This is a genomic window from Methylobacterium sp. WL19, assembly GCF_008040005.1.
Taxonomy (GTDB): Bacteria; Pseudomonadota; Alphaproteobacteria; order Rhizobiales; family Beijerinckiaceae; genus Methylobacterium; species Methylobacterium bullatum.
Genome location: NZ_VRVC01000201.1, coordinates 1 through 5565, shown reverse-complemented (window position 1 = coordinate 5565; position 5565 = coordinate 1). Strand labels below are relative to the sequence as shown.

Sequence of the window (5565 nt, the reverse complement as noted above, 5' to 3'; positions counted from 1 at the left end):
GTGTCGGGGCGGGCGTCGCGGACGGGGCCGGTGTCGAGGGTGTCTGGGGAGCACCCTGAGCCATCCCCTGCCCCCCATTCTGGGTCATAGTCTGGGCCTGCGCCGGACCGGCCAGGGCCGCGATCGTCACCAGGCCGGCGAGAAATCCGGCGCGGGACCGTGCGAGACAAATCATCGGGCTGCTCCGTTCGCCGGCGTTTCCGGCACCGGCGTCAGCGCCCCTCTGCCGGAGAACCAGGAGAGCAGGTTGTCGACCACGAGCCGGCCCATGGCCTCGCGGGTCTGGACGGAGCCCGAGCCCACATGCGGCAGCAGGACCACCCGTTCCAGGCCGAGGAAGGCCTCCGGCACCTGGGGCTCGGCGGCGAAGACATCGAGCCCCGCGCCGTGGATCGTGCCCGATCGCAGGGCCTCGATCAGCGCCGGCTCGTCAACGAGGCTGCCGCGGGCGACGTTGACGACGATCCCGTCGGGGCCGAGGGCCTCCAGGATCTCGGCATTCACGATGCCGTTCGTCTCCGGGCCGCCGGGCGCCACGATCATGAGGACGTCCACCGCCCGCGCCATTTCCAGCAGGGTCGGGTGGAAGGCATAGGCCACGTCGTCCTGCCGGCGGCGGCCGTGATAGGACAGGGTCACGCCGAACCCTTCGAGGCGGCGGGCGATGGCCCGCCCGATCCGGCCGAGGCCGAGGATGCCGACATGCCGGCCGCGCAGGGTCGCGGTGAGCGGGTAGGTCCGCGTGGGCCAGTGCCCGGCGCGCAGGTAGCGGTCCGCCTGCGGAATCTCTCGGATTGTCGCCAGGAGCAGCCCGAGGGCGAGGTCGGCCACCTCGTCGGAGAGCACGTCGGGCGTGTTGGTGACGACGATGCCCCGCTCCGCCGCGGCGCCGACATCGATCGTATCGTAGCCGACGCCGTAACTCGCCACGATCTCGAGATGGGGCAGCCGCTCGAAGAGGGCGCGGTCGACGGGGGCCTGCGCCCCGATCGCCATGGCGCGGATGCGCGGTCCGATCTCGCGATAGAACGCGTCGGGATCGGGCGCGGTGTCGGCACGGTGGAGGGTGAAGGCGCCCGCCAGCGCCTCCATCACGCTGGGCTGCATCGGCTTCAGGAGCAACAGGTCGGCAGGCTGCATGTCGCGCTCGTCATCCGTCCCCGGAACCGGCCATGGAAGGAGTGGCCATGAGAGGATACGGCTGTAATCCGCCCTCCGGGCAGGGTCCAGCCATCGCGGCCGGCCCGCATCGGCCAAGGCCGCCATGCGGCGCGTGGGCGGCAGTCATGAGCCCGATGCGCCGTGTGCGCCGGCCTACTTCCAAGCGGGCCTTTCGAACATTACTAAAGAGGTCGAGAGTCACATATCCGCCCGTGATCCGATCAACGACGAAAACCGAAACAGCCACGCCATGACTGCCCCGCGCACCCTCTACGACAAGATCTGGGACGACCACGTGGTCGATGTCGAGCCGGACGGCACCAGCCTCCTCTACATCGACCGCCACCTCGTCCACGAGGTAACGAGCCCACAGGCCTTCGAGGGGCTGCGCGTGGCCGGACGGCGCGTGCGCCACCCGGAGAAGACCCTGGCGGTGGTGGACCACAACGTCCAGACCTCGGACCGCCGCTTCGGCATCGAGGATCCGGAGAGCCGCCTCCAGTTGGAGACCCTGGCCGAGAACGTGCGCGACTTCGGCATCGAGTTCTACGATGCCCTCGACCGCCGCCAGGGCATCGTCCACGTCATCGGCCCGGAGCAGGGCTTCACCCTGCCGGGCCAGACCATCGTCTGCGGCGACAGCCACACCTCGACCCACGGCGCCTTCGGCGCGCTGGCGCATGGCATCGGCACCTCGGAGGTGGAGCACGTGCTCGCCACCCAGACGCTGCTGCAGCGCAAGGCCAAGAACATGCGTGTCACCGTGGACGGCACCCTGCCGCCGGGCGTCACCGCCAAGGACATCATCCTCGCCATCATCGGCGAGATCGGCACCGCCGGCGGCACCGGCTACGTCATCGAATATGCCGGCGAGGCGATCCGCGCCCTCTCGATGGAGGGGCGCATGACGATCTGCAACATGTCGATCGAGGGCGGCGCCCGCGCCGGCCTGGTGGCGCCGGACGCCATCACCTACGCCTACGTCAAGGATCGCCCCAAGGCCCCCAAGGGCGAGGCGTTCGAGCGGGCCCGCGCCTATTGGGACAGCCTCGCCACCGACGAGGGCGCCTTCTTCGACCGCGAGGTCCGCCTCGACGCCGCGAGCCTGCCGCCCCTGGTGAGCTGGGGCACCAGCCCCGAGGACGTGGTCTCGATCTCCGGCCTCGTGCCCGATCCGGCCGCCATCGCCGACGAGAACAAGCGCCAGTCGAAGGCGAAGGCCCTCGACTATATGGGCCTCACGCCGGGCACGAAGATCACCGACATCAGCGTCGACCGGGTCTTCATCGGCTCCTGCACCAACGGCCGTATCGAGGACCTGCGCGCCGTGGCCAAGATGGTGGAGGGCCGCAAGGTCCACCCGTCGGTCTCGGCCATGGTGGTGCCGGGCTCCGGCGTGGTGAAGGCCCAGGCGGAAGCGGAAGGCATCGACCTCATCCTCAAGGAGGCCGGGTTCGACTGGCGCGAGCCGGGCTGCTCCATGTGCCTCGGCATGAATGCCGACCGCCTCAGCCCCAACGAGCGCTGCGCCTCCACCTCCAACCGCAACTTCGAAGGCCGCCAGGGCCATCGCGGGCGCACCCACCTCGTCTCCCCGGCCATGGCCGCCGCCGCCGCCGTGGCCGGCCGGTTCGTCGACATCCGCGAGTGGCGCGGCGAGGCCTGAGCGCCGAGCTTGGGCGGAATCGGCGAAACGGGCCGGAATCGCGATTGACGCGGCCGGCCCGTCCGCCTAAACGAACCTCCGCGTCGGCAAACATCTGCCGACCGGCCCAGGTGGCGGAATTGGTAGACGCGCTGGTTTCAGGTACCAGTCTTGCAAGAGGTGAAGGTTCGAGTCCTTTCCTGGGCACCAAGCAAAAACTAAGTGACTGATGTTGACTTAGTTTTTGGCCCCGCTTTCCGCACTTCGTCGATCGATGCGAGATAAACCAAGCCTAGCGGGCTCAACGGGCATGACCCGCGATTTCGGCACAGGTCGTCCTGTCCCAACTTCAGCATTCCCATCCTATGGCGCGCGTCGCGCTGCGCCGGGCGTTCCGGCTTTGCGTCGGTTCTTTCCAAACGACATCCCGAACCATGTGCCGTCGGAGCGTGGCGGCGGCGGGTGAACGCCCGAAGCCGCAGGCCATTGGTGGCCGTCATTCTCCGGCTTCCTCGCCTGGGGCGCGCCGGATCCACACCGTCGCAAAGGGTTCGCCCGGTCGAAGTGCGGTCTCGAGGGCGCCTTTCCGGTGGAGGCCCTCGAGGGCAGGCCCGATCGGCAGGCCCGCCTTTGCGGCGATACGCTCGCTGAAGGCCACCCGTTCGACCCATTCGGCCGGCACGTGTTCGAGCACGGTGCGTTCCTCGTCGGTGAAGACGGGCGGCACGTTGAGCGCATCGATCGCCGCCTCGAGGCTGGCGACCGGCATTCCGTCCACGCACCAGACCCGCTCGAAAGGCAGTCCGGCCGCCTGCCGCGCCGCGCCCGCATAGCCCCGGTCGATGCAGGTCAGCCGCGGGATGGCGCTGTGCTGCATCAGCCAGCCGGAGCCGTTCGGCCCATAATTCATGTGGCCGTCGTCACGGAGTTTGCCGGCCTTCACGTCGTCGAGGGTGATCGTCATGCTGCGGCTCCAAGGTCGAGCGCGTTGGAGCGTGCCGTGCGTGCGAGGCCCGACCGTGACATCCGCCTCGGCCTCTTCGGGCGGGATTCCGGGCCAGCGTTCCCGCCGGGCCAGCGCGGTCCCGGTGCACTCTCCAAGCGCCCCATCGCCGGCCAGGATATCCCGGTGCCCTCGGCAGGCAAGTCGCAGGGCAGCTTTACCGCCCCTTCGCCGGGACACAGGCCCTCGCGCGCCGGGCCGATGCGGATGGTTCACGCACGGCTCCCGGTGACTTGACGCTCCGAGCGTCCGCCGGCCAAGCTCTCGCGGCTTCCGAGCAGGCGTCGGGGCAAGCCCCGCCGACGCCGATGTCCCACTCTCGAGAGACGCTTCCAGAATGGTTCTTTCCCGCTTCCGCCGGGCCACCGGCCGCCTCCTCGCCCTCCTCGGCCTCGTCTCCCCGCTCCTCTCCGTCCCGCTCTTGCCGGCCCTCGCCGCCGAGGCGGTCTTCCCGCCCGCCGGCGTGATCGGTCTCGTGCCGCCCGCCGGCATGACGCCCGCCAAGAGCTTCGCCGGTTTCGAGCATCCCTCCGGCGCCTCCATCGTCATCGTCGCGATGCCGGCCGAGGCGTATGGGCAGCTCGCCGAAAAATTCACCCCCGATTCCCTGCGCGCGACGGGCTTCGCCGCCGTGGGAGCGGCCGAGCCGCTGGCCGTCGCCGGCGGCGAGGGGCGGGTCCTGCGCGGCAACCAGTCGGCCAGGGGGATCGCCTATACCAAGTGGGTCGCGGTGGTGCGGGGCGGGGACGGCACCGGCCTCGTCACCGTGCAGGTTCCGGAAGCGGCCCGTGCACAGGTGCCGAACCAGGCGGTGGAAGCCGCGCTCGGCACCATCGCCTTCCGCTCCCCCGGCAGCGTCGCCGACCAGATCGCGGCCATGCCCTATGCGGTGGGGGACCTGGCCGGGTTCCGCCCGGTGCGGACGCTGATGGGAAACACCCTCCTGCTCACCGACGGCCCCAAGGACGTCGATCCCGAAGGCACCCAGCCGCTCGTCATCGTGGCGCCCTCCCTGGGCAAGGCCCCGGTCGCGACCGGCCAGCAGAGCGCCTTCGCCCGCAAGGCGCTGGGCACCATCCGGGAGGTGAAGGACATCGCGGTCACCGACGAGAGCCGCACCAGCGAGGGCGGCGCGGTCCTCATCCGCCTGCGCGCCACCGGCAAGGACGTGCGGTCCGGCCGAAAGGTCGGGGTGACCCAGACGATCCGCTTCGAGGGCAAGAGCTACCTGCGCGTCATCGGTCTCGCCGGCGCGGACCAGCCGGACGCCCTCGCGCGGGCCGAGCGCGTCGCCGCCTCGGTGATTCCGCGCTGAGTGGGCGTGTCCTGGTGAAGGGCAATCCGTCGGCCTTCACGAAGGTGGAGCATGCCATGAACGCCACGATCCGCTGCGTCTGCGCCCTCGCCGCGTTCGTTCCCGTCGCGGCCCCGGCCCAGGATGTCGGAGCGAGCATCCTGCAGGGGCTTCAGCAGCAACAGTTCCAGAACCTCGACGCGACCATCGGCGCCGGATGGTGGAGCCCCTGGCGGGCAAGCCGCCCCTGTCGCGGCCCGCCACGCGCGCCGCCTTCGCCGAACGGGTGAAGCTGCGCGCCGTGCTGCACCATGCCGGCTGGCAGGCCGCCCGGCGCCTCGGGACGGTGCCGGCTTTCGTCGCCGGACTCTCCAAGGACTTCATTCCGCCAGCGACGCTCCGGGACGTCACGCTGACGGAGGACGGGCTGGTCGCGAAGGACCGCCGGAACGGCCCCGCGGC

5 protein-coding genes and 1 tRNA gene are annotated in these 5565 nt (G+C 70.4%); 4 read left to right on the top strand and 2 right to left on the bottom strand.

Features of this window, described 5'->3' with window-relative positions:
- Positions 1 to 171: 171 nt before the first annotated feature.
- Positions 172 to 1140, bottom strand: a complete 969-nt coding sequence (locus FV220_RS23785; protein WP_147833452.1) for a 2-hydroxyacid dehydrogenase — start codon at positions 1138 to 1140, stop codon at positions 172 to 174.
- A 271-nt stretch (positions 1141 to 1411) separates the two neighbouring features.
- On the opposite strand from FV220_RS23785, the gene leuC reads away from it, so the two are divergent.
- Positions 1412 to 2827 (top strand): 3-isopropylmalate dehydratase large subunit, encoded by a 1416-nt coding sequence (leuC, locus tag FV220_RS23780; protein ID WP_056145021.1) that lies wholly within the window; start codon positions 1412 to 1414, stop codon positions 2825 to 2827.
- Positions 2828 to 2931: 104 nt separating this feature from the next.
- Positions 2932 to 3016: transfer RNA gene (locus FV220_RS23775), tRNA-Leu, on the top strand.
- A gap of 286 nt (positions 3017 to 3302) precedes the next feature.
- Here FV220_RS23775 and FV220_RS23770 read toward each other — a convergent pair.
- Entirely contained in the window at positions 3303 to 3770 is a 468-nt protein-coding gene (locus FV220_RS23770; RefSeq protein WP_056253664.1) for a hypothetical protein, read from the bottom strand.
- Positions 3771 to 4146: 376 nt separating this feature from the next.
- Here FV220_RS23770 and FV220_RS23765 point away from each other — a divergent pair, with 376 nt between their 5' ends.
- Together FV220_RS23765 and FV220_RS23760 are read left to right on the top strand one after the other, a co-directional pair.
- Entirely contained in the window at positions 4147 to 5124 is a 978-nt protein-coding gene (locus tag FV220_RS23765; protein ID WP_147833451.1) for a hypothetical protein, read from the top strand.
- A 56-nt stretch (positions 5125 to 5180) separates the two neighbouring features.
- Entirely contained in the window at positions 5181 to 5393 is a 213-nt protein-coding gene (locus FV220_RS23760; protein WP_187273521.1) for a hypothetical protein, read from the top strand.
- Positions 5394 to 5565 lie beyond the last annotated feature (172 nt).